We start from the raw sequence: 26,973 nt of genomic DNA, 5'->3' as shown, positions 1-26,973 counted from the left end.
TAGATGATGAGAGAATGGAGGGAATTCATTTGATTAGGCTTTCCTTACCGATGCGACGTTTGCTTGTCGCAATGCTTATTGCATCCGTTATGCTATCGCTTTGGCCGTCACAGACCGTTCGAGCAGAAGCCAGCTTCTCCGATGTGGACGCGCGATACGATTGGGCGGTTCGCTCGATTGGCCTCATGGCGGATAAACAAGTGTTAACCGGATACCCCGACGGCCGCTTTCGCCCGGAGCTGCCGGTCAGCAAAGCGGAATGGACGGTGATGGTGTACCGGCTTTTTGACAGATACCGGCCGAATTTGTATGTGGAAGGTCCGCGGAAAATCGGCGGCTTTGCCGATGTCCCTGCGCAATATTGGGCTTATAAGGAAATCTCGGAGCTGTATGATACATCGTTTTCCGTCGGCGGCTATGGGCTGAACCGGAGCGGCGAGCTTGCGTTTCGCCCCGATAAGCCGCTCACGCGGCTGCAGCTGGCGCAGTTGTTGTATGCTTTCTTCGATAACCGGCTGATCGACTGGCGGCTCGACAATACGGTCGCCTGCTCGGTCGTTTCGGAGCTCAAGGATATCCCGACGAAAATATACGCGAGCCAGGCAGGGTACGATGCCGCTACAGCGGACGGTCGCTATATGGCGAACGGCTTGATGAATGTAGACAGCGACGACCTCTACATTACGCTGATGCTCGAACACGAGAGCGAGGAATGCACGCTCGGCAGCGACCCGCTTTCGAACGTGCAGACCAAGGCGCTGGCCAGCCTGAAGGCGAACGGTATTATGACGCCGGATGAGTTCGGATTTTTTCGCCCGCAAGAACCGGTAACCCGAGCGGAAGCCGTAACGATTCTCGATCGGGCTTACCATTTCCTGGAAAGAAACGACTGGCTGTTTGATTACTCTTCCATTAATTTGGACGGCACCGGACCTGTGGGCGGATCAACCAATCCGGGAACGGCGGGGCAAGGATCGTCCGGAGGCGGAACGTTTAACAATAACCCCGACAGCAACGTGATCATCCCGCCGGGGGGCGGATCCGGAGGGGGAACGGGCGGGAGCAATTCGTCCTGGTCCGATAAATCGATCATCCGCGTGCAGGACTACTTCAACGAAAAGGGCGTCATCGTCAAGGATGTGCGGAATAACGGCGAGCTCGAAGCGGCGGTGCAGCCAAAAGGGAAAAAGTATTTGACCGTTGATCTGAAGTCCAAGGAGAAAGTGGATCTGTATATCATTTTGGACGGAAAGATCGCTTTCGTGAAGCAGGAGGAGTTCCCGCTGACGCTATCGGTGGCCGGAGTGTCGATTGTCGGCTTTCGTTCGCAGCAACGGAGCCCGGACCCGAACGTACGCGGCGAGCTGAACGTCACCTTATCGGTCAGCCTGCTCGAAGAAGAACCGGTCAAAAAGAAAAAATAGAACAGTATGCGAAAAGGCCGTTGCGTCCCCGGAATATGGGACGGACGGCCTTTGCATTTTCAAGAACGAACGTAACTGATACGTGTCGGTCAGAAGCTTGCCTTATTGCAGCATATGCTTGTATGGCGAATAGTCGATTTGTTTTTTATCGAGATAAGAGGTCAAGCTCTTGTAGTCCCGTTTCGGCGTAGCCAAAATATATCCCTTGATGCAATGCTCCTGCGTGACGCGGTCCGCATGGTCTTCCAGGGCGACCTGTCCGATCTTCGCCGCAATGGAATGGCGCGCAATATCCCGGAACGGGCTGGGTACGGGGTCGACGAGCACCTCCAGGAACGCCTTCGCTTCATCGTCCCATAAATGGCGGGAAGCTTCGACGTAATGATTTTGCCAATCGAGCTTCGATTTGCCGTCTTCTCTGGGAAGCACCTTGAAAAATTTGCGGAACATGAAATAGCCGCCGACCGACATCATAAACAGCAGCACGAATACCCAAAAAAATATAAACCACATAAACCCGGTGTGCACGGAATTCATCGAAAGGTCACCTCGCTCCCATTATACCTCAAAACAAGCCATTACGAAAACGGCCGAATCGAAAGGTATTCTTTTCCTATTCTAGCTTTCTTGCGGCAATCCTAGTAAAATAATAAAAGTGAATAAAAAAGGAGTGATTCTTGCTTATGATCAAGATAGGCTCGCATGTATCGTTTTCCGACAAAGGGCTGCTCAATGCGGCAGAGGAAGCCGTAACTTACGGATCCGGCACGTTCATGATTTATACCGGCGCGCCCCAAAACACGCGGCGTAAACCGATTGAAAACCAATACATCGAAGAGGGCAAAGCGCTCATGGAAAAGCACGGCATCGGCGAAATTATCGTCCATGCCCCGTATATTATCAATCTCGGTTCGTACAAAGAAGATACGTTCGAATTGGCGGTCCGCTTCCTTCAGGAAGAGATTCGCCGTACGGATTATATCGGCGTGAAGCAGATCGTGCTCCATCCCGGCGCCTATACGGATAAAGATGCGGAATACGGCATCGCCAGAATCGCTCAGGGCTTGAACGAGGTGCTTGCCGGAGTCAAAGACACGGGCGTGCATATCGCGCTGGAGACGATGGCGGGCAAAGGAACCGAGATCGGCCGCAGCTTCGAGGAGCTGGCTTCGATCATCGAGAAGGTCGAGGATAACGGCAAGCTGACGGTATGTCTGGATACATGTCACGTAAACGACGCCGGCTACGATATCGTGAACGACCTGGACGGCGTCCTTGAGCAATTTGACCGCACCGTCGGACTTGACCGGCTGGCGGTCGTCCATTTGAACGACAGCAAAAATCCGAAAGGCGCCGGCAAAGACCGCCATGCCCCTGTGGGAGCGGGCTGGATCGGCTTCAAAGCGATGCACGGCGTCGTGCATCATGAGAAGCTGAAGCACTTGCCGTTTATTTTGGAAACGCCATGGATCGGCAAGGAAGACAACAGCCAGCGTCCGATGTACGAGGCGGAAATCGCGCTGCTCGGCGGTACGGTAAAAGAGCGTTTCGGCGATGAGTTTCTGAGCGATGTGGAGAAGCTCGAGCACTTCTTCTCCAAACAGGATATCCGAGCGCGGGAATACGTGCTGCAAACATGGGATGTGCTGAAAAACGACGCGAAAGCGAAAAAAGCCGACGGTCGCGAACCGATGGAGCGGCTGTACGATATGGTGCTGGCCGAGAGCCTGCTGCCGGAGCTTAACGAGGAGCAGGTGAATCAACGTTTGACCGCCTGGTTCGCAGGCGAGCATGTGCTTGCGACCGTGTAAGTATGGAATAGCATCTGAAGGAGTAGACACAAAACAATGATTCAGAAAGTAACCCCAACGAAAAGCGCCGATCTGAGCAACCGGGCGCGCATGCTTGTATCGTGCCCGGATCAGCCCGGCATCGTAGCGGCAGTATCGCAGTTTTTATTCGAACACGGAGCCAACATCGTTCAATCGGACCAATATACGATGGACCCTGAAGGCGGGCTGTTCTTCATTCGAATCGAATTCGACCTGGACAACCTGGACGAGCGCCGTGCGCAGCTGAAGGCCGATTTTGCCGAGGTAGCGGCCAAGTTCCGGATGGAGTGGAGCATGACCAGAGCTAGCCGGAAGAAGCGTTTGGCCATCTTCGTATCCAAGGAAGAGCACGCTTTGCTGGAGCTGCTGTGGCACTGGCAGTCCGGCGATTTGGACGCGGAGATCGCGATGGTCATCAGCAATCATAACGACATGCGGGGATTGGTCGAGCCGCTCGGCATCCCTTATCATCACATCCCGGTTACGGCCGAGACGAAAGCGGAGGCGGAGAAGCGTCAACTGGAGCTGGTTTCCGGACAAGTCGATGCCGTCATCCTGGCCCGGTACATGCAGATCATTTCGCCGAAATTCATCGAGCATTTTCCGAACAGGATCATCAATATTCATCATTCTTTCTTGCCGGCCTTCGTCGGCGGCAAGCCTTACGCGCAAGCGTACAATCGCGGCGTCAAAATCATCGGCGCAACGGCGCACTACGTGACCGAGGAGCTGGACGGCGGCCCGATCATCGAGCAGGATGTGCAGCGGGTCAGTCACCGCGACAATGTGGACGATCTGAAACGGATCGGCCGCAACATCGAGCGGACGGTATTGGCGCGCGCCGTGTCCTGGCATGTGGAGGATCGCGTCATCGTGCACCAGAACAAGACCGTGGTGTTCAGCTAGAGTCGGTCGAGGCCAAGAAGCGCAGATCCAGGATGCTCGCAGGAGCCTGCGGATCTGCGCTTGTTGCGTACGGCGCGCCGCTGCCACGAGGGCGCTCCGGCCGCTTGGTGCGGCTGCGGACTGCGCCGCTTTAAAGCGAGCGCGCCCAGCGGCAGCACCACCCCTTGCAAGCAGTCTGAACAAATGCACACAATTTGAACAAATTTTCACGTATGTTTAGCGGTTTGTTATGGCAAACTGGGACAGGGAATGGTACAATAAGGCAAGTTTAAATAAACGACAATGCACACGTGAACAATAACTTTGTTCGACAGATGAACGAAGTCGTGTATACTTATACTACTAGGGGCTCGTGTGCTAAGAGAAAACAACAACGTAGGAGGATAACAATGACGGTAACAAACAAATCGATCGAACAATTATCTGTGGATACGATCCGTACGCTTTCAATCGACGCGGTGGAGAAGGCGAAATCCGGACATCCGGGCATGCCGATGGGCGCTGCGCCGATGGGGTACGAGCTGTTCGCCAAAGTGATGAACCACAACCCCGATCAGCCGAACTGGATCAATCGGGACCGTTTCGTGCTGTCCGCCGGACACGGCTCCATGCTGCTGTACAGCCTTTTGCATCTGAGCGGCTACGATCTTCCGATGGAAGAGCTGCAAAAGTTCCGTCAATGGGGGAGCTTGACCCCGGGGCATCCTGAAGTAGGACATACGGCCGGCGTTGACGCGACAACCGGTCCGCTTGGCCAAGGCTTCGGCATGGCCGTTGGTATGGCGATGGCGGAAGCGCACCTGGGTGCGGTATACAACCGCGATCAATTTAACGTGATCGACCACTATACTTACGTCATTTGCGGCGACGGCGACCTGATGGAAGGCATCTCCTCCGAGTCCGCTTCGCTTGCGGGCCACCTTAAGCTCGGCAAGCTGATCGTATTGTACGATTCGAACGATATTTCGCTCGACGGCGAGCTGAATCTTTCCTTCTCCGAGAACGTAGCGACGCGCTTCGAAGGCTACGGCTGGCAAGTGCTTCGCGTCGAGGACGGCAACGATTTGGACGCGATTCACAAAGCGGTTCTGGCTGCGCAAGCGGACTACCGTCCGACACTGATCGAAGTGAAGACGGTTATCGGTTACGGCAGCCCGAACAAAGCGGGCAAAGGCGGTCATGTAGGCCCGCACGGTTCCCCGCTCGGCGTGGACGAAGTGGCGCTTACGAAGAAAGCTTACGGATGGGACGATGCCCAGCATTTCCATGTGCCGTCTGAAGTGCGCGCGCATTTCGCCGATGTGAAGCAAAAAGGCATTCAAACGTACGAAGCATGGCAAAAGCAGTTTGCGGCCTATGCAAGTGCTTATCCAGAGCTGGCAAAGCAGTTCGAAACCGCGGTAGCGGGCGACCTGCCGGAAGGTTGGGACAAAGATATTCCGGCCGACATCCCGGCGGACAAAGGCACGCGTACCGCTTCCGGCATCGTGCTGAACGCGATTGCCCAAAACACGCCGGCGCTCGTAGGCGGTTCCGCTGACCTGGAATCTTCCACGATGACGCATATGAAAGGCCTCGGACAAATGACGGCCAAAGATTACAGCGGCCGCAACATTTACTTCGGCGTGCGCGAGTTCGGCATGGGCGCGGCGGTGAACGGCATGCTGCTGCATGGCGGTCTGAAAGTATTCGGCGGTACGTTCTTCGTATTCTCCGACTACTTGCGTCCATCAATTCGCCTGGCGTCGATCATGAACGTACCGGCGATCTACGTATTCACGCACGACAGCATCGGCGTCGGCGAAGACGGCCCGACCCACGAGCCGATCGAGCAGCTCGCAGCGCTCCGCGTCATCCCGGGGCTGACGGTCATTCGTCCTGCGGACGGCAGCGAGACGGCCGCCGCATGGCGCTATGCCGTGGAGAACAAGCGCGGTCCGGTTGCGCTGATCTACTCCCGTCAGGCCGCTGCGCAGCTCGAAGGCACGAAGAACGGCGCAGTGAACCGCGGCGCGTATGTGCTCTCCGATGCGCCAGGCGGCAAGCCGCAAGCGCAAATCCTGGCAACAGGTACGGAAGTGCAGCTCGCGGTAGCGGCGCAGAAACAGCTGGCAGAGGAAGGCATCGCGGTTCGCGTGATCAGCATGCCGAGCTGGGAGCTATTCGACAAGCAGCCGCAGGAGTACAAAGATTCGGTCATCCTTCCGGACGTGAAAGCGCGTCTTGCGGTGGAAATGGGTCACTCGTTCGGCTGGGACCGTTACGTCGGCGATCAGGGAAGCGTGCTCGGCATCAACAAGTTCGGGGCTTCCGCACCGGGACCGGTCGTTATTCGCGAGTATGGCTTCACGGTTGAAAATGTCGTTTCCCAAGTGAAACAGCTTTTGAATAAATAACTGCGGAAGGACGCCGCGGATGGCGATCGGCCGCTTCGGGCTAACACGACAGGAGCCCGAAGTGGCCCGAAGCTTCCCGGCGTTCATTAATGCATAAAGGAGAATCCGTTTCATGTCCCAATTCGAGAACGTAACCGCCGTGAAGAAAGCGAATATTTACTTTGACGGCAAAGTGACCAGCCGCACCGTCTTGTTTGCCGACGGCAGCAAGAAGACGCTTGGCATCATGCTTCCGGGCGAATATGAGTTCGGTACGGATGCCAAAGAAATTATGGAAATTATGGCAGGCGAGCTGAAGGTGCTGCTTCCGGGCGCAAGCGAATGGCTGCACATTAACGGTACGGGTGAATTTACCGTGCCGGCGAACAGCAAGTTCAAGCTCGAGATCAAGACCGTGACGGATTACTGCTGCTCTTATATCGCCGAGTAAATCATTCGGGCCGGACGAAATGAATAAACCCCGCAGACAACGAAGGCGCTTCTCCTGGAAGTGCCGCCGTTTCGTCTTGCGGGGTTTTAGCATGCAGGCTTAACACTTAATAGGCTGCACCCGGTTCTCCGGTTTTGCTGTGGATATACTGCTCAAGCTTGAGCCGCACATGCGGCGACAGGCCCGACAGCATACAGCCGTAACGGAATTGGTTCTCTTCCTGATCGATGCGGATGATGCGCGCCGTGACCGGCGGGAGGTCGGCTTCCTGCGGGAAATGGATCACGATGAACATGTCCCGGGCAAGCGGCGTTTCCGATAAAATGCGAATGCCGCTGTCGGATAAATCTTCCAGCGTTCCGTCAATCAGCTGCCCGGAGAAGGCACCTTCTTGCTCCCATTGATAAACGGACAGATGGAGCCTGATGTTCATCCGGATTCGCGCGCTTTTGCGGCGTTCTCCGTTCTCGGAGGCTTGTCCGCCGGAAAGCCGGCCGCTGATCTCGGCATGAATCCAATCCTCGTAGCATTTGACGACCGAGCTCAAGTCTTCGTCGCCTAGCCCTTTGCTGTATCCCATCTGGAACAGTCCGGCGGCGGCGCGAAGCATGGGGGCCGGCATGCGGAACCGGTTCGTTACGTCCTCCGCCAAGATCAGATCCTTAAGCATCAAGCCGAGGGAGAACTGGCTGCTGAAATCGCGGTCGATGATTTTCGGGCCTTTCAGCTCCGCCTGTTTGCTGTTGGCGCCTCCGGATTGCACGATGCTCAGAAAACTCGCAGGATCGAGTCCAGCCTTAACGGCCATCGACAGTCCTTCTACGAGCGCTGCGGCGTTAATGCCGACGATCGTATTATGCGCAAGCTTCGCATACGAGCCGGAACCGGCCGGTCCCATGTAGACGATGGTCGTCCCCATCGCTTCCAGCACATCCCGATGCTTCTCCAGCGCCTCTTCCGGCCCGCCGACCATAAAGCCGAGTGTCCCGTTCTCTGCAGCCGGCTTGCTTCCCGCAACAGGCGCGTCCAGGAAATCGACCAGATGTGCGGCGCACTCGTCATTCAGCTTTCGGCTCGTTTCCGGCGATACGGTGCTGCAGTCGATAACGGTTTGTCCGGGCCGCAGGCTGTGGACGATCCCGTTCTCCCCGAATACCGTGTCCAGAACAACATGCTCCGTACTGAGCATTGTAATCACGACGTCCGCTTCCAGTGCAGCATCCACCGGACTATGAGCCGCCCTTGCGCCCAGGAGCACCAAATCATCCGCTTTCTCCGCGGAACGATTATATACGGCGACAGAGAAGCCTTTTTTCAATAGGTTGGCGGCCATAGGTTTACCCATGGTTCCCAGCCCGATAAAACCGATGCTCTTCAATAATATCACCTCTTCCACTGATTGTAGCATTTCATCGCTTTACTGTGAATTGGACACTTGCTTTCCCGAGGTAAAGTGAAGTATGCTATTGAAAAGTGAATATACAGCAAAAGACTAAGGTTAGGGGGATTTAGTTCAATGAGCGGCAAGCTTCGTTTCGATTACAGCAAAGCGCTCGGCTTCATCGCGAAGCACGAGGTGGATTATTTGGAGGCGGCGGTGCAGAAAGCGCATGAGCAGCTTCATGAGAAAACCGGCGCAGGCAGCGATTATCTCGGATGGATCGACCTTCCGGTCAATTACGATAAAGAGGAATTTGCGCGCATTCAGCAGGCGGCAAAGCAAATCCAATCCGACTCCGATGCGCTTGTGGTGATAGGGATCGGCGGATCTTATCTCGGGGCGAGAGCGGCGATCGAGATGCTCAGCCACAGCTTTTACAATTTGCTTCCCAAGGATAAGCGCAAGACGCCGGAAATTTATTTCGTCGGGCAAAACATCAGCTCTACATACGTCACGCATCTCCTTCAACTGCTTGAGGGAAAAGACATCTCCGTCAACGTCATTTCCAAATCGGGAACGACGACGGAGCCTGCGATTGCATTCCGCATTTTCCGCGAACTGCTGGAGAAGAAGTACGGCAAGGAAGCGGCGCGAAAGCGCATTTACGCTACGACGGACAAAGCCAAGGGCGCACTGAAGAAACTGGCGACGGAAGAAGGCTACGAAAGCTTCGTGATCCCGGACGATGTCGGCGGGCGCTACTCGGTGCTGACGGCGGTCGGCCTGCTGCCGATTGCAACGGCGGGCGTCGATATCGAAGCGATGATGCGGGGAGCGGCGGATGCGAGTCAGGCGTACGCGAACCCAAGCTTGCAGGAGAACGAAGCATATCAATATGCAGCCGTGCGCAATGCGCTGTACCGCAAGGGCAAGACGACCGAAATTCTTGTCAACTACGAGCCGTCGCTGCATTACGTATCCGAGTGGTGGAAGCAGCTGTTCGGGGAGAGCGAAGGCAAAGACAACAAGGGCATTTATCCTTCCTCCGTCGATTTCTCCACGGACCTGCATTCGATGGGCCAATTCATTCAGGAAGGCTCGCGCAACCTGTTTGAAACGGTCATCCAGGTAGAGCAGGTGACGGAACATATCGAGATCGGCAGCGATCCGCAAGATTTGGACGGGCTTAACTTCTTAACCGGCAAGACGATGGATTTCGTCAATAAAAAAGCGTTCCAGGGAACGATGCTTGCCCATTCCGACGGAGGCGTGCCGAATCTGATCGTAACGTTGCCGGACACCAGCCCGTATACATTCGGGTACATGGTGTACTTCTTTGAAAAAGCATGCGGCATCAGCGGCTATCTGCTCGGGGTCAATCCATTCGATCAGCCGGGCGTCGAAGCGTATAAGAAAAATATGTTCGCGCTGCTCGGCAAGCCTGGTTACGAGAAAGAAAAAGCGGAGCTTGAGGCGAGATTGTCCGAATAAGAACGTTTCCGATCAAAGCCCGGGTTGCGGGAAGGCTGGTTCATTGAAAAAAGCTTCTCTTACGGTTTCGCGAGTTGAAATCGAATTTCAGGCATATAGCGAAAAGAGCGGTTCATCCTTCGGGTGGCTGCTTTTTTTGCAAAATTTTCACAGAAAGCTGAAGAAGAGATAAGGAAGGAGGAGCAAGACGATGGCGCTGATGCAATATCGAACGGTCAAAGGACCGGGACAAGCGGAAATCGTCATCAAGAAGTCCCGCTTTATCGGTCATGCGAAGCCGGTTGCATCCGAAGAGGAAGCCATCGAGTATATTGAAGGCATCAAGAAAGAGCATTGGTCTGCGACGCATAACTGTTCCGCTTACATGATCGGAGAGCGCGATGAGATCCAGAAGGCGTCCGATGACGGCGAACCGAGCGGGACGGCGGGCAAACCGATTTTGGAGGTCATCAAAAACCAGGGGCTGAAAAACGTCGCCGTCGTGGTCACACGGTACTTTGGCGGCATTATGCTTGGCGCGGGAGGCTTGATTCGCGCGTATACGGACGGCGCGGTGGCCGGGTTGTCGGCGGCGCAGCAAGTTTACAAAGTACTGCATCAAGAAGTGCTGGTGGAAATCGACTATACGCTATTGGGGAAAGTCGAGAATGAACTTAGGGGACGCAGGATGCTGATGGGGGAAACGGCATTTACCGATAAAGTGACGCTTTGCTGTCTGCCGCTTGCTTCGGAGTCCGAAACCTTCATAAATTGGATGACCGATTTGACCCACGGTCAAGGTGTCATTGTTCCGAGTGATGAGCGATATATAGAGCACGCCGAGCTGCCCTGAGCAAGGGGAGCCGGCAAAGCCTTGAATATAGATGAAGCTAACTTGCGCAAAGGGGAGTGCGGGAAATTGGCGAGAAAAGCGGTTGCACAGGAGTTGAGCCGTGAGAGAATTCTCGATGAGGCGAGGCAACTCTTCATCGAGCACGGCTATCACGCTTTAACGATGCGCAGCATTGCAAAGGCGATGGGCTATAGTCACGGTGCGTTGTATTACCATTTCAAGGAAAAAGCCGAGCTGTTCTATGCTTTGGTTACGGATGACTTCAATATGCTGCTCGAAAGGCAGAGGGAAATGCTGAGTCGAACGCGTCTCGGCGATCTGGCGCAGTTGGAAAGGTTGATGCTCGAGTTTGTCCGTTTCGGCCTTGAAAATCCGAATCATTACGAAATCATGTTCATGATTAAAGATCCGGAACTTCAGCGTTACTCGCGAACCGAGCAGGCTCAAAGTCTGGATTTGTTCGCTACGGTCGTACGGGCGGTCGTGGCCAAACAGCCGATGAGCGAAAAGAAAATGTACAGTTTGCCCTGGAGTTTGTTTATGTCGCTGCACGGATTTATATCGTATAACATTCATTACAACCAGGCTTACGAAGACGTGAAAAAGCTTGCCGAGTCGCATGTCAAATATTTGTGCGAGGGGCTGCGAGGATAATTACTCTCCTACAACGCGCAATCTCGGAAATCATCGCAGCCTTACACTTCAATGCTTTGAAGCATTGACGCTTGCCCGCTTATCCGCGCATAAACTTTACCAGACAAATGCGGTCCCGCGGGCCGTCGAACTCACAAAAATAGATGCCTTGCCAGCGTCCTAATAGGAGACGGGAGCCTGAGACGATAACGGTTTGGGAGCTCCCTACCGTCATCGCCTTCAGATGCGAAGCGGTATTTCCTTCGGCGTGCCGGTACTTCGGGTGTTCCCATGGATACACTTCATCAAGCCGCATAATCACATCTCGCTTAACGTCAGGGTCGGCGTTTTCCTGAATGGTGACGCCAGCCGTCGTGTGCGGGCAATAAATGACGGCGAGGCCATCCTCCAGCGCTTCTTTTTTCAATAAATCATGCACTTCTCGCGTAATTTCGATTAGCTCATCCCGTTCTTCGGTTCGAAGTTGCAGCGTATGTATCATATAGACCTCCTTAGTCGTAAGCGGATTGCAGGTGCCCCCATTATATAGTACAGGGCGCCGAATCACAAAACGTGGTACAATGATTCAAGCTGAAACAGAACAATTCTGGAGAAAGGGATGGGATCGGAACATGGCGGATTTGAATGTGAACACAATGGATAACACCGAATATATGATTGAGGAGATCAAGAAGAAGCTGCGCATGGCTACAGGCGCCGCACTAAAGGCGTCGCAGCTCAACGACGAGCAGTACGACGACCTGCGCGATATTTACGAAATGGTTGCCAGCAAGAATCAGTTCAGCATCAGCGAGATTGAAGCGATCACAATGGAGCTCGGCCGGCTGCGGCGCGCGTAAACCGCTTAGCCCGGATAGCCGGGCTCTTAGCTAGACCACAGCCGTCAGGACAGCGGCACATCTTTGCCTGCTACGGACAGCTATACAGGCACAAATGTCGCGCCTTCCGTACAATATAGCGTTAACACCCGTTGACCGTCATCGATCGGTGACGACAATTACAAGGGCCTGGCCCGACGCTAAAAGTTGGAGGTGCACACGCATGCAAAACCATGTTCGCAAGCAGGATGTCCAGATGCTGATCGGCAAACAAATTTACGCAGTGAAGAAGGACGGCACCGTCGTACAAGGCAAGCTGGTCCGCATTAGCGGCAGCAAGCTGTTTGTTGCTCCCCGCAAAGGAAAACAAGTAAAGACGTCAGCCATTCTTCCGCTCGTACTGTTCGATCTGCTCGCCGTCGGAACGGCCCCTTATGCTTACGGCGGTTACGGCGGTTATGGCGGTTATGGCGGCTTTGGCGGCTATGGCTATGGCGGTTATCCGTACGGTTACGGCGGGGGATTCTTTATTTAACTTCTCGTAAACGGAATCATGACAAACAGCCCGTTCTACGCAGCTTTTGCTGACGAGAGCCGGGCTGTTTTGTGTAGGAAGCGAAGCTCACCCCGACAAGGCCAGCTAGGGTAGCAGCCGCGGGGAATTCCCGGAACATGGCGCATTACCGGCTTCTGGCGCTTTCGCTCCATTCATCCGCCAATACGCTATATACGGCCAGATCGATATAACGGCCGTAGAGCAGCTGCGCTCCCCTTGCGATCCCTTCCAGCTGAAAACCGAGCCGTTCGGGAATCGCGCGGCTTCTGACGTTATGTATTCCCGCGCAAATCTCGATCCGGTGCAGTTTCAGCTCGTGGACTGCATAGTCGACGATCGCCCGGCATGCTCTTGTCATGATGCCATTGCCTTGAAACGATGCCCCGAGCCAGTAGCCTACCGCGGTTTTGCGGTTCGTCCAGCTAAGCCCGTGCAAATCGATGACTCCGCACAGCTCTCCGCGATATTCAATCCCTGTTGCGATCCCGAGTCCCTTCGCCCAGCGTTTCCGTGTTCCCTCGATGAATAACCGGGTATCCTCTGATGTTTTCGTTTCGTCAATCCAAGGCATCCATTCGCGAAGATATTGCCGATTCGCGTCCGTGAGCCGAAACAGCGCTTCCGCTTCCTGCATTCCCAACATCTTGAGCTCAACCTCGGAATCGATTTTGTACTTGAACATCGCTACACCTCCACACTGACACTGTGCTGCCTACCCTTTCTTCATTATATGTTTCGTTACGGAATCTTTGGAGTCCTATTTTACGTGCGGTTCATTGACGCATGTTTTTATTACGAAACCGGGCGGTAAGGAGTAACGCGAAAGGGATTATGTAAGCATATGGAAACGAATATGGAAAGTCGATTTTGGAACCGAATAACATAAAATACGCGATATTAGGGTAGGCAACCACCGAAAAAACGATGATGATGATGCCCAGCGGCAAATACAGCTGTTTGACTTCTTTCAGTTTGAATAGCTCGGCAAGCGTTGTCGCGGAACCATAAAAGCATATGGCGAGCTTAAAATAAATCGTAATAAACCAAATCCCTGCCATGACGACCTCGAGCCGTTCCAAAAATTTGCCTATGCTGATTTTTTTAGCCAAACTGTAGCTCGGGTATAGGTGTCTTGCCGTTAATTCGCTTCCGAGCACGAGGATGGATAGGAGCGCGATAACGACCAGCAGCATTCCTCCTATGAATGTACCGGCCAGAAACGCTTTCCTCGCTTTAGGTGCGTTCGAAACGTGCGGGAAAATCATTAAAAATACGATAAGCTCCATATAAGGAGTACTGATTAAGGGAATGGACGCACGCACGGTCGGCTTCATCCCATAGCCGAATACGGGCAGCAAGTTATGGTAATCGAACTTGGGCGGAAGCAGCACGACCATAATAAGAAAGAAGAATAATACCCACGGTAAAAAGATTTCCGCAGTCCGGGTGATCGTCTCGAGTCCGTTGCGGAGTCCCATAATGACGACGAAGAGGAACAGGGCATGAATAAATTGAATCGGTGTATTGGGCAGTACTTGCGTCGTCATAAAGTCGCCGATATTGCGCAGCACGAGCGCGGCCAACATGAAGAAATAGCCAAAGTACAGAAATGAAATGAACCCGCCGACCCATGCCCCGAACGCCTCCTGACAACATGCCACTAATGTTTTGGAAGGATAGCGGACCGTAATTCGGTTGTACAACAAGATCGTAAGCAGCCCGACGCCGAGCCCTAAGGCCGCCGCGATCCATGCATCCTGCTTAGCGTCGTGAGCAAGCCCGGAAGGCGCGATCAGAATCGAGCTGCCGACCGTAAAGAGTACCGTTAATATCGTAAATTGATGGACGCCGATTTTGCCTTTTTCAATCATACTTACTCCCCCTTGGCCAGTAATCGAAAGATGAAATCGCTGATGGGCTGGTGGGCTGCCGTAATCCAGTCCAGCGGATTCGGCAGAGGGACTCTCATACTTTGCAGTACGCTCACCGTAATGCCGAACAAGAGCAAGCCCGCAAAAACGCCAAGCTCCTTAATCCGATTGTGCTTCAGGAGATAGGGAGCCTCGATGAATGCGATAAGCGCTCCAGCCAAGAGAATACCCGCTACCGACCACATCAGACTATTCCTCCCCTTCTTCCATCAGTGAATTGTTCGTTGTGCCCAGACGCCGAATTTGCACTTCGACCCGGACTTCAACATCCAGATCGGCGAAACGCCGGTCCCAATCCTTCTTCATTTCCGTCCAGGCTTTGGGATCGGCGTCTTCAATGGCTTCTCCGAAGCCGAAAATATCGGCTTTGTTTTTTTTGGCCACCGTTATGGCGGACTGAACGATATGTGCCAATGTTTTTTTCGATATGTTTTCCAACTGGTCTATCGTTTCGGTTTTGGTCACATCCATGCTGCAGAGCACTTCGGCAATGTCCTGCTCAACATACAGATCGATCGTAATTTTCGGAATGCCGTGTTCGACCTTCCCCTTGATTTTCGATTTTGTCCGAATCACCTCGACGGCTATGGCGCCGCCCCGGGGGCAGGACAAATGGCCGATCGTGCTTTTTACGTTGCCCATGATGTAGTTATACCCTTTGCTTTCTTGCTCGCTTAACCAGTCGATCAGTTTATCCCGTTTGAATAGCGCCAGCTCGGCATATTGCAAATTGGCGTGCGGAACGGATCGATTCATGTTGCCTTTGGTTTTACCTGTTTCCTGGGCTCCGGTGATGCGGACGCCGGTCAGGACCGTATCTTTCGTCGGGCTCGATAAATCGGAAATAAACTTGTCCAGCGGCATTTTGACTGTAGGCGCCCATGCTTTTTCGGAAATTTCCAACGAATTGAACATTTTGCTTGCCGGTATTTTTTCGACGGGCGTTAATATTTGCAAAATGTTCTCGGCGCGGTCTCCCTTGGCAATGACCAAATAAAAGTCGGAACGAAACTCGTGATTTCTGGAGATGCCGTCCATGACCTTAGCAATGCCCTGTCGAGCAAGCGCCTCTCCGATTACGAGCACCTGAAGATGGGAAGAAAGGATTTTGCGCGGGGCAATGGTCGTGAGCCTTCGGATGGCTTCGAATATAGTCGGTTCTGTAGCGCTAAACGTGCTGACCGGTGTACTGTATCCTCCCATGCCTTTCTTGGTGGCTACTTCGCCCGGATTTACAATTTGTGTCGTCACTCTGATGTTGTTCTCCTGCTTGTCAAGCCCGAGTCCGACGGCAATGGCCAGGTCGTTAAGCTCACGCCGGTCCCAGCAGCCCGAGAGCGCGGCGGCGACAACGATCAGAAGGCAGCAGACAACGGTGGGTTTGCACATGTTCATAACCTCGTTTACGGCTTTCTTCGTTCCGGCTTTTCAGGACGGTCTTTATTTTGCCTGTATATGTTTTTTTGGCTTATAAATCGCGGCCGCGTTAACAATCCCCACTGCGGCAAACGAATAATCGTATCTTTTTGATCTTCGGAGATGAACGGTGCCATGGGAGACATGTACGGTACCCCGAAGGAGCGTATGCTGCACAGATGCTGCACAATGCCGATCAACCCTACGGTTATGCCGAATAGCCCGAACGTGGCCCCAAAAAGCATGAGCAAAAATCGCAAAATACGGATCGAAATGCCCATGTTGAACGAAGGAATGACAAAGTTGGATATGGCCGTAATCGCAACCACGATGACCATTGCCGGCGACACGAGACCGGCTTCAACGGCCGCCTGGCCGATGACCAGCGCCCCCACGATGGAAACCGCTTGTCCGACCGTTTTGGGCAGCCTGACGCCGGCTTCGCGCAAAATCTCAAATGTAGTTTCCATAAGCAAAGCTTCGACAAATGCCGGGAAAGGAATCCCTTCGCGCTGCGCCGCCAGACTGAACAGCAGCGAGCTTGGCAATAGTTCTTGATGGAACGTGGTGATGGCAATATAAAGGGCGGGAGCGAGCAAAGAGATAAAGAAGCATACGTATCTTAAAATTCGCAGTAGCGTAGCGAAGTCGGCTCGTTGATAATAGTCTTCCGCCGATTGGTAAAATTGCGTGAACAACGCGGGCGCCATCAGGACAAACGGTGTGCCGTCCACCAGAATCGCAATGCGTCCTTCCATCAAGCCTGACGCAATGACATCCGGCCGTTCCGAATTGTACAGGGTAGGAAATGGGGTATAGGTTTCGTCCTGAATCAGTTCTTCTATATTGCCGCTCTCCAGTATACCGTCAATATCGATGCGCCCGAGACGGATTCGGGCTTCCTCCACTAGCTTGTCGTTCACAATGCCGTTGATGTACATAAGGGCAACTTCGGTTTGGGTAATGCGGCCGATCGTCATCGTTTCCAGCCACAAGTTCGGATCTTTGATCTTGCGGCGAATCAGCGCCGTATTCGTGTTGATCTGCTCAGTGAAGCCTTCACGGGGGCCGCGGACGACCGATTGGGAAGAGGGCTCCTCAACGGAACGATGCTCGCCCCCTTGCGTATTCGCAGCCAAACCAAGTGCCCAGCCATCCGGTAGGATAACGGTGGAACCGGACAAAATGGCGCGGCACAGCGATGGCAGATCGGTAATCTCCTGCACCTTGCCAAGAGCGGTCATGGCGTTCTTCAGCGTTTGCAGCGAGAACGGGCCAGGATCGGATGGAATCGAGTCCAGGATCAAATTTTGTACCGCTTGAGGGCTAACCATCCCATGAATGTATATGACTCCGATCGTATGCGGATGAGTATCGTTAATGGTCATTTCTTGCATAACGACATCGGTGCTGCCGCCAAAGGTGCCTTGAATATGCTCGAAGTTGTCGCGAAGCGAAGCTGCGAGCGTTTGCTTGACGGCATGGCCTTGAGCCTGCGTGTCGAATTGCCGCGAGGGGCGATCCAACAAATATCGCACGATTTTGCTGAGCGATTTCATCGTTCCACCACCTTAATCAACCGATATAACTTTCCTTACTATTTCCATCGGAATGAAATATATCCGCACAGTGCACGATAGTAATAAAACAAATCCTTTGTGCATGCCGGCGACGAAGAAAAAAACGAAAAGAAAATAAGCCGAAAGTAAAACTTAACGTTGACGTTAACGTTAAGTTGTATTATGATAAGAAACGTTGATTTGCGCGGAAGGAGCAGGATACGCTTGGAAAAGTACAAAATCGATGAAGTAGCCAAGGAATGCGGGTTGACGAAACGGACGCTGCGCTACTACGAGGAAATCGGCTTGCTGCCCCCTCCGGAACGAAGCGACGGCGGCATACGGCTCTACACGCGCGAGCATATCGAACGGCTGAAGCGGCTGATTAACGCTCGCGATGTGTTGGGGTTTTCCTTGCAAGAGCTGCAAACCTATATCGGGATCAGCGAACAATTGGATAGTTATCGGCAAGGCTACAGACAGACGGAAGACCAGGGCGAGAAGCTCAAGAAGCTGCTGGAGATTGAACCGGTCGTCGGCAACCAGCTGCGACTTATTAACGAAAAGCTAATGAAAATGATTGAAATACGCGATGAAGTGGAGCAATTTCATCTGCGGGTTCAACAGGCCATTGCCAGAGAGAGCGGGGAAGGGCAATAAATGATTATCAAAAAGGAGAATGCGTTGCAATGGAACGAGCAGTGGGAAAAACAAACATGTTAAGTCAGCCGAAAGCGGTATGGGCTGTTGCTTTCGCTTGCGTTATCGCATTTATGGGGATCGGGCTGGTCGATCCGATCTTGCCGGCGATCGCCGAAAAAATGAATGCCTCGCAAAGCCAGGTCACTTTGCTGTTTACCAGCTACAATCTTGTTATGGCGGTAGCCATGCTCGTGACAGGCGTCATATCTACTCGGCTCGGGGTGAAAAACACGCTGCTCTGCGGCATTATTATTATCGCTTTATTTGCGGCGCTTGGCGGATGGTCGAGTGGCATTTGGGAATTGGTCGGTTTGCGGGGCGGCTGGGGGCTCGGCAATGCGCTGTTTGTCGCTACGGCTTTGTCCGCGATCGTCTCTTTGTCGACGGCGGGCACGGCACAAGCCATTATATTGTATGAGGCGGCTATCGGCATCGGCATATCCGTAGGGCCGCTGCTCGGCGGAGAACTCGGCTCCATTTCGTGGCGCGGACCGTTCTTCGGGGTAAGCGTACTGATGGTTATCGCTTTCTTGTTCCTTTTGTTTATCATGCCCAGAACGAAGAACGTCGTCAAAAAGAAAAGCTCGCTGCTGGACCCGTTCCGTGCGCTGAAATACCGCGGTTTGTTGACGCTCGGCCTGACGGCTTTGCTGTACAACTTCGGCTTTTTCACTTTGCTTGCGTATTCGCCGTTTGTCATGCACTTGAAGGAACGCGGGCTTGGATATGTGTTCTTGGGATGGGGGCTTTTGCTCGCGGTGACTTCCGTGTTTGTGGCGCCCCGATTGGAGAAACAATTCGGAACGATCAAATCGATGATCGCCATGCTGTTGTTGTTCGCCGTTACGCTGCTCGCGATGGGGATTTGGACCGATGCGAAGGGGATCGTCATTGCCGCGGTCATTATTGCAGGCGCTTTTCTCGGCAACAACAATACGCTCATTACGACAGCCGTGATGCAATCCGCGCCGGTCGAACGCTCTACGGCTTCCGCTGCATACAGTTTTCTCCGCTTTCTCGGTGGCGCGGCGGCGCCTTGGATGGCAGGCAAGCTTGCCGAAGTGTTCAACCCGCATGTTCCATTCATTGTCGGAGGCGGCTTTGTCCTCTTATCGGTGTTGTTCATCTGGATCAATCGCAAGCACTTGATGCATATCGATCGTGCGGGTTCGGCGCATTAACGGGCCGTTCCTCTTTACATGAAGAGAAGTTCGGAGTACCTTATTACTAATAAGCGTTGGTCCTTTAGATCGTTACAGGAACGAGTCAAGATACGCCGATAAGGGGAATCGAATAAAATGAGCTTGGATGCACAAATAGGAACGACCGACGTTACCGGCCTATCCGGTGCGGGAACGCGTATCCTGATCGTCACCTCGGTTGCCGCGGAGAAAGAGGCGGTGGAGCGCGGTCTCGCCGGTAAGTGTGACCGGATTGACGTGATCGTGTCCGGCGTCGGTTCGGCGGCGACCGCGGCTCGTACGGCCGCGGCGTTGGCGTTGTCCAAAGCCGGATACGGCCTTGTGATCAATGCCGGCATTGCCGGCGGGTTTGCCGGACGAGCCGAGATCGGCACGGTCGTTATTGCGAGCGAGATCGTCGCCGCGGATTTAGGGGCGCAATCGCCGGATGGCTTCATCAGCTTGGACGAGCTGGGCTTCGGCTCGGCTCGCGCTGAAGTCGACGGCGGCTCGGCGGCTCGCCTGACAGGGGCGTTGCTGGCCGCCGGGTTGCCCGCCGTCTCCGGCCCGGTGCTCACGGTATCGACCGTGACGGGCACCGCGGAGGGAGCTTTGGAGCTGTCCGGGCGGGTGCCGGGCGCAGCGGCCGAGGCGATGGAAGGCTATGGCGCAGCCGTCGCAGCCCGCCACTTCGGGCTGCCCATCCTCGAAATTCGCGCCGTCTCGAATGCGGTCGGCCCGCGCGACCGGTCCGCATGGCGAATCAAGGAAGCATTGGACGCGCTGGAAACGGTAAGTTCCATCATAGCGGAGGTGTTCTCATGAATATTGCTTTTTCTCCATGTCCGAACGATACGTTTGTATTCCATGCCTTGGTGCACGGGCTCGTGCCCGGTGCGCCGAAATTTGACGTCATGTACGCCGACATCGACATTACGAACAATTTGGCGGCTCAACCGGGCGGACCGGAAGTGCTCAAAATTTCGTATGCGGCTCTTCCTTGGGTGCTGTCCGAGTACGCGCTGCTGCCTTGCGGAGGGGCGTTAGGACGAGGTTGCGGCCCGCTTGTATTGGCGAAAGAAGCGACAGAGCCTGCGGCATTGTCCGGCAAACGCGTCGCCGTACCGAGCGAGCGCTCGACGGCCTATCTGTTATTCCGTCTCTGGGCGGCACAAAATGTGTCGGGAGGCGTCGGCGAAATTGTGGTGATGCCGTTCCATGAAATTATGCCCGCCGTGCGGGATGGAAAAATCGACGCGGGACTTGTGATCCACGAAGCCCGGTTCACTTATCCTACATACGGGCTGACGCTGCTCTCGGATCTGGGGAACTGGTGGGAAGCTGACACCGGCCTTCCGATTCCGCTCGGGGCGATTATCGCCCGCCGTTCCATGGACCGGGAAGCGCTCGCCGGATGGATTCGCGCCTCGGTCGAATATGCATGGGCAAACCCGGAGGCATCCCGGTCGTATGTGATGAGCCATGCGCAGGAGCTGTCTCCGGAAGTGGCACAAGCGCATATCGATCTGTATGTTAACCGATTTACCGCCGATTTGGGCGAAGACGGATATGCGGCCGTAACGGCTTTGCTCGGCCGGGCTGCAGAGGAAGGGCTTGTACCGAAGGTAGATTTGGCGCTGCTGCGCTGATACGGTGACGGCAGTGGGAAGAAGTAAGCATGCGGCGCAATCGACGGACGGCTGATCGCCGCTACTCCGCTCGCTTCTGCCAAGGCGTTGCGGCGAACCTACCGATCCCTTACGGCTGCAGCGATTGTTGATAAACGAAAAAAATGAGCACTTCCCAAGATAGCGGGAAGCGCTCATTTTTTTATTTCATGCATGAATCCATGCTTTGAATCGTTATGGTCGCCGTTAACGTGTATCGTTCGTTTACCCGTTGGCGCTGCTCCGCTGTATCGTCCGAACGGCGTCAATCGGCTTTTCGAGCTTCATGCTTACAAGAATGATGTTGGCGACAAGAATGCCGGCTAATATCAAATATACGGTTCCGTACGTGGAAGACGCTCCGACGGCATTCACGTTCAAGGCGGCCCAGTCGAACTCCACCGTTTTGCTCAATACCGCTCCGCTGATGGCGCCGGACAAAAAGTTGACCAGATTGTATACGCCCATACCGATTCCGGTTTGCTCGCGCGGCAGCGTGGAGGAAACGATTTTGGCCAAGGCGGCTTGTGCGAACGTAAACGAGACATTGATCAGCGGCAGACAAAAAGCGATGATCCACGGCGACAAGCCGGTAAACGACGAAAGGCACACTAGACCTGCAATGAACAGGCTGAACGCAAGCAGCAGCACGAACCGGCTGCCCCGGGAATCGGTCAGCTTGCCGCCGAGCCGTCCCATCACCGCAGCAAGCATGGCCGCTGGAAACAAAACAAAGCCGATGGCTTGCGCATCCAGGTTATGCATCGCTTTTAACATCATGGGTGTCGTTAGAAAAATGCCGAATACCGAGAATAAAGCGATGAAGCTGATAATCAGGCCGTGAACGAAGCCGGGAATACGAAACAAAGACAACCGGATGAACGGGTGGGGAGCTTTGCGAACTCGCAAGAAGAAGCATGCCGCCAGAACGGCGCTTGCGGCAAGCCAAGCCAGGCTAAACTGAGTGACCGACAGCATGAACGAAGCGACGCTTGCCCCAAGCATCCCCGCCCCGATCAAATCCACTTTTTCCCCCGTACGAACTTCCTCGTGCGGGAGCGACTTGCGGATGAACGGCAGCGCGACCGGCGCAAGCAGCGAAATGAGAAACAGACCGTTCCAATGAAAATGACCTGCGATAAATCCGCCGACAATCGGACCGAGTCCGGAGGAGAAAGCGATGGTCGATGCGATCACGCCCATGACCCGGCCCCGCTGTTCCGGAGGGAAAAACCGCACCGGAATAAGCATCACCAAAGCCGGGACGCAGGATGCGCCAGCCGCCTGTACCAGCCGGCACACAAGCACGAGCGCATACGAATCGGCGAAAAAACCGACGGCGGACGCGCCGGAAAACAGCAGCAAACCGATGGTAATCAGCTGCTTGAGTGGATATTTATCGGCCAGCTTGCCGAACAGCAAAGAACCGAGCGCATACAGAACGGAATAGCCGGTGACGGTCCAGCTTACCGCAGAAGGTGCGAGCCGGAACTCCGCAGCAATGTCCGGCAAAGCCACATTAAACATCGTAGCGTTCATCACCGAGAAAAAAAGCACGAAACAAAGCGCCTGAACGAGCCGGTTTGACGGCGCCGCGTCTTCATTGTTTTTGCCGGCTGCTTGTGATTGCATATTTATTTTGTTCTCCACCTATCCTTAGTAGGAATCATCGATTACTTATCCGCAGCATTTCTTATATTTTTTTCCGCTGCCGCAAGGACAAGGGTCGTTTCTGCCCACGTTTTTTTTCGCCGCCAGATCGATTACGTCCGCTTTGGCCGTTGGTTGTGTCGGGGATTTCCCGTTGCGGGAAGCGGAGAGATCGTCGGGCGCGTATCCTTTGAGATCCCATTGCCGGGTCGAATTGTGAAGCATCATAATATGCGCCATAAACGCTTTGAGCAGTTCCAGGTCGTTGATGTCCATCTGGGATTGCATATATTCGAGCAGCCGATTGGGCAACTCCCCGTTCCGGATGGCATATACGCATTCTTCCACGAGATGGTCTGCCTCGTCGGACGATATTTCATAATGATTCTTGATGAAATCGAAAAAGGCTTGGAATGTAGCATTCCGGTCGACGAAATCGGGTTCACCGGCCAGCTTCAACTGGGACTTCGTGAACGGATAGAACGGCAAATCGGGTCTGGACTGGTGCTCCTGTTTCACTTTTTCATCGTCCCAAACGCGAATATGAGAGTACCCTTGAGCGCTTCGCTTGATACCATTATAGAATGGCAAGGAGTCCTCTATGACCGTTACATACGCATCCAAATTCAGATTCGTGCCCGTATGCTGCTTCATCAAGCTGTCCAGCTCGGCAATGTTGAGCGTGCCATAGTTAAACAGCATCCCTTGCGTGAGCTGAATCCATTCCGTGTTTCGGTGAACCGTCTCGCGAAGGGAGGGGCTGTCCGCTGCTTCGAAGCTCTTTGCGAGCGGCTGGGGCATGAGCAGGGTGCGTTTTCCTTTATACGTTCCCGTGAAGAGCAAGCCCCGCTGCTTGAAGTAATCGAGCTGCTGCGGTTCAAGGAGAAGCAAGGCACGACCGCCGCGGCTTGCGACTTGCTTCAAAATCCGGTAACGGGTTTCATCCATTTTGCCAAGCAGAACGGGCAGCATGGCCGACAGTTTGTCTACCAGCTTCTCGATGAGCTCCTGCTTCTTCAGCGAGCTTACTCCTTTTATATCCAAATGGCCCCGAATGGTCGACAATTCGTTCTTTGTCAATTTCCCAAGGCAATTGGCGAGGTCGAGCGGTTCTTCGAACGGCAGCCAGCGCTGCTCCTCTTCCTTAGCCCCCATTTTTTTTCTTGTTTCTTTGGCCTTCTCCAAGGCTTCCAGCAGCCTCTTCTGGTCGGCTGCATTCAGGCTCTTGACCATGCTTACTCATCCTTTCCGAACAGTTAAAACCCCCATTCGCGATTACTGCGAATAGGGTGGGATATCCATATATCGCCCGTCATCTATCAAGATTACTTTAAAACGAACAATTTGCCAACAGGAAATGCTTTTCTGACGCGATTTGCAGGTGCCGATGGGATATATACTCCCTTATATAGGTAGTTATTGGATAAATATTACTGATTCTTTTTGCGAAAAACGGCATCCATTAAGTTACTACTATATAATATGTTATGCTCATCTGACTGACGCCCGATTCATCGGAGCTGAGCAGCAGTGCTGATGCTAAGCGCTTGCAACGAGAGCCGCGTACCGGCGATTTGGAACTTTATTTGCGAATGGAGCGTCTGGGTGCTGTCGGAGAGTTTAAGTATAACGTAACGATTCCTACAACCGGCGGGGAAAAATAACTATACTGATAGGAAGTACATCTTTAGAGAAAATGAGGCAGGAGGGGAATAACGCATGGCATGGAGCGAACAACGGATGGTGCTCATAACCGGCATCATGGCCAGCGGGAAATCGACCGTCGCACAGCTGCTGTCGGAACGATTGGCTTCGTCGGTTCATTTGAGAGGGGACTTGTTCCGCAAGATGATCGTGAACGATCGGCAAGAGGTGCATCCGAACGCCGACGAGCGGCAGCTGGAGCAGCTTCGTCTGCGGTACCGGTTAACGGCGCAAGCTGCGGACACCTACTGCGAAAACGGCTTTTCCGTCGTTATGCAGGACGTCGTGATCGGGCCGCTGCTGCATGACTTTATTGCTTATGTCCGGAGCCGGCCGTTATATGTTGTCGTCCTGTGCCCGAGAGCGGACGTGGTTGCAGCGAGAGAAGCTTCGCGTACCAAAACAGGCTACGGCATATGGACCGTAGCCGATCTGGACGATGTGCTGCGAAAGGAAACGCCGCGGATCGGCATGTGGATCGATTCATCCGGGCTGACGCCTGAACAAACGGTCGATGAAATATGGCATCGAGCACCGAGGGAAGCGATGATCGAATGATCAGATCCTAGCGGCATGATCGTGCCATAAAGCCATCGCGGTTCGAGCCCGCGCGGTCAATCTGTCCATATACGGCGTATGTCAGGGGGATGCTGGAGCGGGGCGGAGAACGAGAGAAGATACACATCGGGATTGGTCAATGCTTCCCATTCCGCATAACCGATCCGCTCGTCAAACTGTTTCAGCAGCAGCGAGATCAGATTGCCGTGCGAGACGACCGCGATATTGCGATGCTCGCTGGCGAGCGCTTCTTTGACAACGTTAGCGGCCCGGCCCATGGCCGTACGACTGGACTCGCCCCCTTCAAAACAAAGGTCCATGTCATCGTATGTTGAACGAAGCCGCTCGCGCCAGTCGGGATGCTGGCGAACCGACAACACCCGTTCGGCTAATCGGTCGTCTGTTGCGATAGGGAGACGCAATCGTAGGGCTAATGGCTCGATGGTCCGGTACGCCCTTTCGAAGGGGCTGGAAGTAATCGAATCGATGTCCCGATCGGAAAGGAAATCGGCAAGCAGCGCCGCTTGCTTCAGTCCGGTCTCTGTTAACGGGGCGCCGGCGGCCTGCCCTTCAGCCTTGCAATGTCTGATGACGTATATTTTCTTCATAAGATCACTCCTTTGTTACAGCCCGATATTGCGCTTTAACCCCTGATAGCTCCCGGCCTCAGGGAATCCGTCCTGAACCAGCTTCATGAATTTTTCCGAAAATCCATACGCCTCCAGCCTATGCACAGGGATCATCGCTACGTCTTGGATCGGATTGCGATCAAATTCGTTGGAAGGCAGGCGCAGCTCGCCGTGAAGCCGCTCCAATAAGAAGGTGATGTGCAGCAAGGAAGGATCGGCATCCGGCTTATCGCATACGTACAGAAGCTTGATGACTTTGGTTGCGATTCCCGTTTCTTCCTCCATCTCTCGAATGACCGCCTGCTCCAGCGTTTCTCCTCGCTCGACCCGCCCGCCGGGCAAAGACCATTCTCGGCCCGCCGTTACTTTCTGTTTGACCGCTAAGATATGATCGTTCTCCACAATAATTCCCGTCACTCTGACTTGCATAAGCTCGCTCACGCCAAATACCTCCCGATAAGATCTAAAGAGGATATATTATCATAAATTGCTGTTTTATGGAACGGCTAAATGCGGGCTAAAAAGTCCGTCAGCGCGCGGTGTAACTCGTTCGGCTTGCTGAGCATCGGCAAATGTCCTGCATCCAGTAGCTCGACGTGGTCCGGGGCGAGATGGGATATGATGCGGTCTTGCTGGGGCAATCCGAACTCCCGGTCATTGGTTAACTTGACATACAGTTTCGGGGCGTTCGGGATGGGGGCTTCGGTCCGATCCGTATAGACTCTAATCGATTCCGGTGCGAAGCCGCGAACGATTTCCTCCGTCTGTTCCGCGGTCAGGTCGTTGCAAAGCCCGCTGCGTATGGCCGATTCCGGGGGCTGCGTGCCGAATACGCGCAAAAGAACATGCATCATGGCGCGTTTTGCAGGCGGCATGATGGAAAGAAATGAACCGCCGTTTGCCGGGATGGCTGCTCCGACTGCGGCAAAGCCTGCCAGTCGATCCTGCATCGCCGAGGCGATCTGAAGCGCGGGGATACCGCCTAACGAATGCGCGACGATGACAAATTTTTTTACTTTCCAAGCTTCGATTTGTTTTTGGATATGGGTGGTGTAATCGTGAAGCGTCAGGTGATGCCGCATGGCTTTCGGGCTTTGCCGCTGCGGGAAATCGACTAGCAAATACGGATACTCCAGTTGATTGGCGACTGTCTTCCATATTCCGCTGTTCAATCCTGCGCCGTGAATAAATACGAAGCCGATCGATTCCAAACTTTGCTCTTCGGTAACAGTAGGGTTCATTATGACGTCTCCTCG

At 53.9% G+C, this 26,973-nt stretch carries 28 protein-coding genes; 15 read left to right on the top strand and 13 right to left on the bottom strand.

The window, feature by feature from the left end:
• Nucleotides 1-29: 29 nt before the first annotated feature.
• Entirely contained in the window at nt 30-1,424 is a 1,395-nt protein-coding gene (locus ACFQI7_RS24375; RefSeq protein WP_218100160.1) for an S-layer homology domain-containing protein, read from the top strand.
• A 102-nt stretch (nt 1,425-1,526) separates the two neighbouring features.
• Here ACFQI7_RS24375 and ACFQI7_RS24370 read toward each other — a convergent pair whose 3' ends face one another.
• Complete coding sequence (locus ACFQI7_RS24370; protein WP_218100159.1) at nt 1,527-1,961, bottom strand: DUF2621 domain-containing protein; 435 nt, start codon at nt 1,959-1,961, stop codon at nt 1,527-1,529.
• Between the two features lie 146 nt (nt 1,962-2,107).
• On the opposite strand from ACFQI7_RS24370, the gene ACFQI7_RS24365 reads away from it, so the two are divergent.
• The 4 genes from ACFQI7_RS24365 to ppnP all read left to right on the top strand — a co-directional run bounded on the left by ACFQI7_RS24365 (nt 2,108) and on the right by ppnP (nt 6,988).
• On the top strand, nt 2,108-3,235 hold the full coding sequence (locus tag ACFQI7_RS24365; protein WP_218100158.1) for a deoxyribonuclease IV: 1,128 nt from the start codon (nt 2,108-2,110) through the stop codon (nt 3,233-3,235).
• Between the two features lie 36 nt (nt 3,236-3,271).
• Nucleotides 3,272-4,162, top strand: coding sequence for a formyltetrahydrofolate deformylase (purU, locus tag ACFQI7_RS24360; protein WP_218100157.1), 891 nt, complete (start codon nt 3,272-3,274; stop codon nt 4,160-4,162).
• A gap of 389 nt (nt 4,163-4,551) precedes the next feature.
• Complete coding sequence (gene tkt, locus ACFQI7_RS24355) at nt 4,552-6,558, top strand: transketolase (RefSeq protein WP_218100156.1); 2,007 nt, start codon at nt 4,552-4,554, stop codon at nt 6,556-6,558.
• Nucleotides 6,559-6,670: 112 nt separating this feature from the next.
• Nucleotides 6,671-6,988, top strand: coding sequence for a pyrimidine/purine nucleoside phosphorylase (gene ppnP / locus ACFQI7_RS24350; protein WP_218100155.1), 318 nt, complete (start codon nt 6,671-6,673; stop codon nt 6,986-6,988).
• A 106-nt stretch (nt 6,989-7,094) separates the two neighbouring features.
• Here the strand turns inward: ppnP and ACFQI7_RS24345 are convergent, their stop codons facing one another.
• Nucleotides 7,095-8,366 carry an NAD(P)-binding domain-containing protein gene (locus ACFQI7_RS24345; RefSeq protein WP_218100154.1) on the bottom strand — a complete coding sequence of 424 codons (1,272 nt, stop codon included), beginning with the start codon at nt 8,364-8,366 and terminating at the stop codon, nt 7,095-7,097.
• 138 nt (nt 8,367-8,504) lie between these two features.
• On the opposite strand from ACFQI7_RS24345, the gene ACFQI7_RS24340 reads away from it, so the two are divergent.
• The 3 genes from ACFQI7_RS24340 (at nt 8,505) to ACFQI7_RS24330 (ending at nt 11,346) form a co-directional block, all read left to right on the top strand.
• Entirely contained in the window at nt 8,505-9,860 is a 1,356-nt protein-coding gene (locus tag ACFQI7_RS24340; RefSeq protein WP_218100153.1) for a glucose-6-phosphate isomerase, read from the top strand.
• 190 nt (nt 9,861-10,050) lie between these two features.
• Entirely contained in the window at nt 10,051-10,692 is a 642-nt protein-coding gene (locus ACFQI7_RS24335; RefSeq protein ID WP_218100152.1) for a YigZ family protein, read from the top strand.
• Between the two features lie 66 nt (nt 10,693-10,758).
• Complete coding sequence (locus ACFQI7_RS24330; RefSeq protein WP_218100192.1) at nt 10,759-11,346, top strand: TetR/AcrR family transcriptional regulator; 588 nt, start codon at nt 10,759-10,761, stop codon at nt 11,344-11,346.
• 79 nt (nt 11,347-11,425) lie between these two features.
• Here the strand turns inward: ACFQI7_RS24330 and ACFQI7_RS24325 are convergent, their stop codons facing one another.
• A complete protein-coding gene (locus ACFQI7_RS24325; RefSeq protein ID WP_218100151.1) occupies nt 11,426-11,827 on the bottom strand; it encodes a secondary thiamine-phosphate synthase enzyme YjbQ in 402 nt (133 codons plus the stop codon).
• Nucleotides 11,828-11,957: 130 nt separating this feature from the next.
• On the opposite strand from ACFQI7_RS24325, the gene ACFQI7_RS24320 reads away from it, so the two are divergent.
• Nucleotides 11,958-12,185 (top strand): DUF1128 domain-containing protein, encoded by a 228-nt coding sequence (locus ACFQI7_RS24320; protein WP_218100150.1) that lies wholly within the window; start codon nt 11,958-11,960, stop codon nt 12,183-12,185.
• 202 nt (nt 12,186-12,387) lie between these two features.
• On the top strand, nt 12,388-12,699 hold the full coding sequence (locus ACFQI7_RS24315) for a hypothetical protein (protein WP_218100149.1): 312 nt from the start codon (nt 12,388-12,390) through the stop codon (nt 12,697-12,699).
• Nucleotides 12,700-12,844: 145 nt separating this feature from the next.
• Here ACFQI7_RS24315 and ACFQI7_RS24310 read toward each other — a convergent pair whose 3' ends face one another.
• The 5 genes from ACFQI7_RS24310 to ACFQI7_RS24290 all read right to left on the bottom strand — a co-directional run bounded on the left by ACFQI7_RS24310 (nt 12,845) and on the right by ACFQI7_RS24290 (nt 17,626).
• A complete protein-coding gene (locus ACFQI7_RS24310) occupies nt 12,845-13,402 on the bottom strand; it encodes a GNAT family N-acetyltransferase (protein WP_218100148.1) in 558 nt (185 codons plus the stop codon).
• A gap of 91 nt (nt 13,403-13,493) precedes the next feature.
• Entirely contained in the window at nt 13,494-14,591 is a 1,098-nt protein-coding gene (locus ACFQI7_RS24305; protein ID WP_218100147.1) for a GerAB/ArcD/ProY family transporter, read from the bottom strand.
• A gap of 2 nt (nt 14,592-14,593) precedes the next feature.
• Nucleotides 14,594-14,836 carry a hypothetical protein gene (locus ACFQI7_RS24300; protein WP_230415141.1) on the bottom strand — a complete coding sequence of 81 codons (243 nt, stop codon included), beginning with the start codon at nt 14,834-14,836 and terminating at the stop codon, nt 14,594-14,596.
• A gap of 4 nt (nt 14,837-14,840) precedes the next feature.
• Nucleotides 14,841-16,040 carry a Ger(x)C family spore germination protein gene (locus ACFQI7_RS24295; RefSeq protein ID WP_218100146.1) on the bottom strand — a complete coding sequence of 400 codons (1,200 nt, stop codon included), beginning with the start codon at nt 16,038-16,040 and terminating at the stop codon, nt 14,841-14,843.
• A gap of 14 nt (nt 16,041-16,054) precedes the next feature.
• On the bottom strand, nt 16,055-17,626 hold the full coding sequence (locus ACFQI7_RS24290) for a spore germination protein (protein ID WP_218100145.1): 1,572 nt from the start codon (nt 17,624-17,626) through the stop codon (nt 16,055-16,057).
• Nucleotides 17,627-17,851: 225 nt separating this feature from the next.
• On the opposite strand from ACFQI7_RS24290, the gene ACFQI7_RS24285 reads away from it, so the two are divergent.
• The 4 genes from ACFQI7_RS24285 (at nt 17,852) to ACFQI7_RS24270 (ending at nt 21,158) form a co-directional block, all read left to right on the top strand.
• Nucleotides 17,852-18,286: a MerR family transcriptional regulator gene (locus tag ACFQI7_RS24285; RefSeq protein WP_218100144.1), complete on the top strand. Its 435-nt coding sequence runs from the start codon at nt 17,852-17,854 to the stop codon at nt 18,284-18,286.
• 29 nt (nt 18,287-18,315) lie between these two features.
• On the top strand, nt 18,316-19,509 hold the full coding sequence (locus ACFQI7_RS24280) for an MFS transporter (RefSeq protein ID WP_218100143.1): 1,194 nt from the start codon (nt 18,316-18,318) through the stop codon (nt 19,507-19,509).
• Between the two features lie 117 nt (nt 19,510-19,626).
• Nucleotides 19,627-20,334, top strand: coding sequence for a futalosine hydrolase (locus tag ACFQI7_RS24275; RefSeq protein WP_218100142.1), 708 nt, complete (start codon nt 19,627-19,629; stop codon nt 20,332-20,334).
• A complete protein-coding gene (locus ACFQI7_RS24270) occupies nt 20,331-21,158 on the top strand; it encodes a 1,4-dihydroxy-6-naphthoate synthase (RefSeq protein ID WP_218100141.1) in 828 nt (275 codons plus the stop codon). The genes ACFQI7_RS24275 and ACFQI7_RS24270 overlap by 4 nt, the downstream gene beginning before the upstream one ends.
• A 243-nt stretch (nt 21,159-21,401) precedes the next feature.
• On the opposite strand, the gene ACFQI7_RS24265 is transcribed toward ACFQI7_RS24270, so the two are convergent.
• Both ACFQI7_RS24265 and ACFQI7_RS24260 read right to left on the bottom strand, forming a co-directional pair.
• Nucleotides 21,402-22,808, bottom strand: a complete 1,407-nt coding sequence (locus tag ACFQI7_RS24265; RefSeq protein ID WP_218100140.1) for an MFS transporter — start codon at nt 22,806-22,808, stop codon at nt 21,402-21,404.
• A gap of 45 nt (nt 22,809-22,853) precedes the next feature.
• On the bottom strand, nt 22,854-24,059 hold the full coding sequence (locus ACFQI7_RS24260; RefSeq protein ID WP_218100139.1) for a YecA family protein: 1,206 nt from the start codon (nt 24,057-24,059) through the stop codon (nt 22,854-22,856).
• 486 nt (nt 24,060-24,545) lie between these two features.
• On the opposite strand from ACFQI7_RS24260, the gene ACFQI7_RS24255 reads away from it, so the two are divergent.
• Nucleotides 24,546-25,088 carry an AAA family ATPase gene (locus tag ACFQI7_RS24255; RefSeq protein ID WP_218100138.1) on the top strand — a complete coding sequence of 181 codons (543 nt, stop codon included), beginning with the start codon at nt 24,546-24,548 and terminating at the stop codon, nt 25,086-25,088.
• A 56-nt stretch (nt 25,089-25,144) separates the two neighbouring features.
• On the opposite strand, the gene ACFQI7_RS24250 is transcribed toward ACFQI7_RS24255, so the two are convergent.
• From ACFQI7_RS24250 to ACFQI7_RS24240, 3 genes are all read right to left on the bottom strand, one after another.
• On the bottom strand, nt 25,145-25,696 hold the full coding sequence (locus tag ACFQI7_RS24250; protein WP_218100137.1) for a histidine phosphatase family protein: 552 nt from the start codon (nt 25,694-25,696) through the stop codon (nt 25,145-25,147).
• A 15-nt stretch (nt 25,697-25,711) separates the two neighbouring features.
• Nucleotides 25,712-26,158 carry an NUDIX hydrolase gene (locus ACFQI7_RS24245; RefSeq protein WP_218100136.1) on the bottom strand — a complete coding sequence of 149 codons (447 nt, stop codon included), beginning with the start codon at nt 26,156-26,158 and terminating at the stop codon, nt 25,712-25,714.
• 65 nt (nt 26,159-26,223) lie between these two features.
• A complete protein-coding gene (locus ACFQI7_RS24240) occupies nt 26,224-26,958 on the bottom strand; it encodes an alpha/beta fold hydrolase (RefSeq protein WP_218100135.1) in 735 nt (244 codons plus the stop codon).
• Nucleotides 26,959-26,973: the final 15 nt, after the last annotated feature.

The organism is Paenibacillus allorhizosphaerae (assembly GCF_042659105.1).
GTDB classification, from domain to species: domain Bacteria; phylum Bacillota; class Bacilli; order Paenibacillales; family NBRC-103111; genus Paenibacillus_G; species Paenibacillus_G allorhizosphaerae.
Note: the sequence above shows the minus strand (reverse complement) of the source record. Positions and strands in the feature narration are given on the sequence as shown.

Coding starts and splice junctions, on each gene's coding strand:
- ACFQI7_RS24250 (WP_218100137.1), bottom strand. CDS start 25,696: ATGAAGAAAATATACGTCATCAGACATTGCAAGGCTGAAGGGCAGGCC.
- ACFQI7_RS24305 (WP_218100147.1), bottom strand. CDS start 14,591: ATGATTGAAAAAGGCAAAATCGGCGTCCATCAATTTACGATATTAACG.
- purU (WP_218100157.1), top strand. CDS start 3,272: ATGATTCAGAAAGTAACCCCAACGAAAAGCGCCGATCTGAGCAACCGG.
- ACFQI7_RS24300 (WP_230415141.1), bottom strand. CDS start 14,836: ATGTGGTCGGTAGCGGGTATTCTCTTGGCTGGAGCGCTTATCGCATTC.
- ACFQI7_RS24320 (WP_218100150.1), top strand. CDS start 11,958: ATGGCGGATTTGAATGTGAACACAATGGATAACACCGAATATATGATT.
- ACFQI7_RS24340 (WP_218100153.1), top strand. CDS start 8,505: ATGAGCGGCAAGCTTCGTTTCGATTACAGCAAAGCGCTCGGCTTCATC.
- tkt (WP_218100156.1), top strand. CDS start 4,552: ATGACGGTAACAAACAAATCGATCGAACAATTATCTGTGGATACGATC.
- ACFQI7_RS24275 (WP_218100142.1), top strand. CDS start 19,627: ATGAGCTTGGATGCACAAATAGGAACGACCGACGTTACCGGCCTATCC.
- ACFQI7_RS24335 (WP_218100152.1), top strand. CDS start 10,051: ATGGCGCTGATGCAATATCGAACGGTCAAAGGACCGGGACAAGCGGAA.
- ACFQI7_RS24265 (WP_218100140.1), bottom strand. CDS start 22,808: ATGCAATCACAAGCAGCCGGCAAAAACAATGAAGACGCGGCGCCGTCA.
- ACFQI7_RS24290 (WP_218100145.1), bottom strand. CDS start 17,626: ATGAAATCGCTCAGCAAAATCGTGCGATATTTGTTGGATCGCCCCTCG.
- ppnP (WP_218100155.1), top strand. CDS start 6,671: ATGTCCCAATTCGAGAACGTAACCGCCGTGAAGAAAGCGAATATTTAC.
- ACFQI7_RS24370 (WP_218100159.1), bottom strand. CDS start 1,961: ATGAATTCCGTGCACACCGGGTTTATGTGGTTTATATTTTTTTGGGTA.
- ACFQI7_RS24260 (WP_218100139.1), bottom strand. CDS start 24,059: ATGGTCAAGAGCCTGAATGCAGCCGACCAGAAGAGGCTGCTGGAAGCC.
- ACFQI7_RS24310 (WP_218100148.1), bottom strand. CDS start 13,402: ATGTTCAAGTACAAAATCGATTCCGAGGTTGAGCTCAAGATGTTGGGA.
- ACFQI7_RS24280 (WP_218100143.1), top strand. CDS start 18,316: ATGGAACGAGCAGTGGGAAAAACAAACATGTTAAGTCAGCCGAAAGCG.
- ACFQI7_RS24255 (WP_218100138.1), top strand. CDS start 24,546: ATGGCATGGAGCGAACAACGGATGGTGCTCATAACCGGCATCATGGCC.
- ACFQI7_RS24240 (WP_218100135.1), bottom strand. CDS start 26,958: ATGAACCCTACTGTTACCGAAGAGCAAAGTTTGGAATCGATCGGCTTC.
- ACFQI7_RS24325 (WP_218100151.1), bottom strand. CDS start 11,827: ATGATACATACGCTGCAACTTCGAACCGAAGAACGGGATGAGCTAATC.
- ACFQI7_RS24295 (WP_218100146.1), bottom strand. CDS start 16,040: ATGTGCAAACCCACCGTTGTCTGCTGCCTTCTGATCGTTGTCGCCGCC.
- ACFQI7_RS24315 (WP_218100149.1), top strand. CDS start 12,388: ATGCAAAACCATGTTCGCAAGCAGGATGTCCAGATGCTGATCGGCAAA.
- ACFQI7_RS24365 (WP_218100158.1), top strand. CDS start 2,108: ATGATCAAGATAGGCTCGCATGTATCGTTTTCCGACAAAGGGCTGCTC.
- ACFQI7_RS24270 (WP_218100141.1), top strand. CDS start 20,331: ATGAATATTGCTTTTTCTCCATGTCCGAACGATACGTTTGTATTCCAT.